Annotated in this window: 2 protein-coding genes; both read right to left on the reverse strand. The window is 68.7% G+C overall.

The features are described from left to right. Window positions 1-195, reverse strand: a 195-nt coding sequence (locus tag C4U03_RS41715) for a hypothetical protein (protein ID WP_235017746.1), incomplete at its 3' end; no start/stop codon positions are given. 193 nt (window positions 196-388) lie between these two features. Continuing rightward, window positions 389-1,067 (reverse strand): hypothetical protein (locus tag C4U03_RS10190; RefSeq protein WP_235017747.1); only part of this gene is annotated, 679 nt, incomplete at its 5' end.

Raw genomic sequence — 1,067 nt, forward strand, 5'->3', positions numbered from 1 at the left:
GACCGCCGCGGTCGTGGCCGCACCGGCCACCAGAGCGTTCCGCACGAGCTTGCGCATTACCGTGTTCCCTTTCAAGAAGTCGTTCCAGGAGAGAGCAGGAGAATGGGCCGGCCTCCTCCGGCCGCCGAGGAAGGTCCCGGCCTTCGCCATATACCGGACGTACTGCCACTGCGGGCGGCCGCGCAGCAGAGCCATGCCCCGCATTCCCTGGTGTTCCGGCCTCTCGTCGGGAGTCACTGGGCCCGATGCCGGGCGGCCCCGATGGCCGCGCACCGGATTTCGTCGCGCTTTGGACCTGAGGCCGTTTCCCCATTGGTAGGGGCTGTGCGGCGGGGTCTTCTCCGCCGCACAGCCCCGGTTCAGACGGGCAGGACCCGATCGGTCCCGATCAGTGGCCGCGGTGGACCGTGATGTTGCCGGTGACCGGGAAGGTGGCGTTGAAGCTCGGCTTGTCGCCGTTGGCCAGGATGCCCAGGCAGGACGCGCCCGAGACGGTGAGGCCGCCGGTGGCGCCGCCGGCCTCGCTGATCGTCAGCGTCTTGGCGCTGTTGTCGTAGGTTCCACGCGCAAAGCCGCTCACCGTCGCCGAGCATCCCGTCCCGGCGATGGTGGCGGTGACGTTGGAGATCCGCCCCTGGACCGGGTGGTTCGAGACCGTCGGATCCTCCTGTGTGGCCTGGAGGACCCAGATGCCGACCTGGGTCACGTTGAAGGTGAGGTTGAGCGGCCCCTTGCAGCCCGACCAGGCGCTGCTGGTGATACTGGCGACCGTGTCGTGGATGTCTATGTGGCCTATCCAGGGAGAGGTGGCGTGCACACTGCCGGCGTCGTTGGGGTCGGTGGCCACGGTGGTGCCGTTGGCGGTCACCGACGTGCAGGTCAGTGAAGCGTTGTTGCGGGGGTTGGTGAGCTTGGAGTTGGTGCTGGTGGCCGAGAAGGCGGTGCCGTTCGGGGTGATGTTCCAGGTGGCGGTGTCGGCGAAGGAGGGGGTGCCGGCCAGGCCGACCGCCGCGGTCGTGGCCGCACCGGCCACCAGAGCGTTCCGCACGAGCTTGCGCATTACCGTG

Source organism: Thermomonospora echinospora (assembly GCF_900108175.1).
In the GTDB taxonomy this organism is placed as follows: domain Bacteria; phylum Actinomycetota; class Actinomycetes; order Streptosporangiales; family Streptosporangiaceae; genus Thermomonospora; species Thermomonospora echinospora.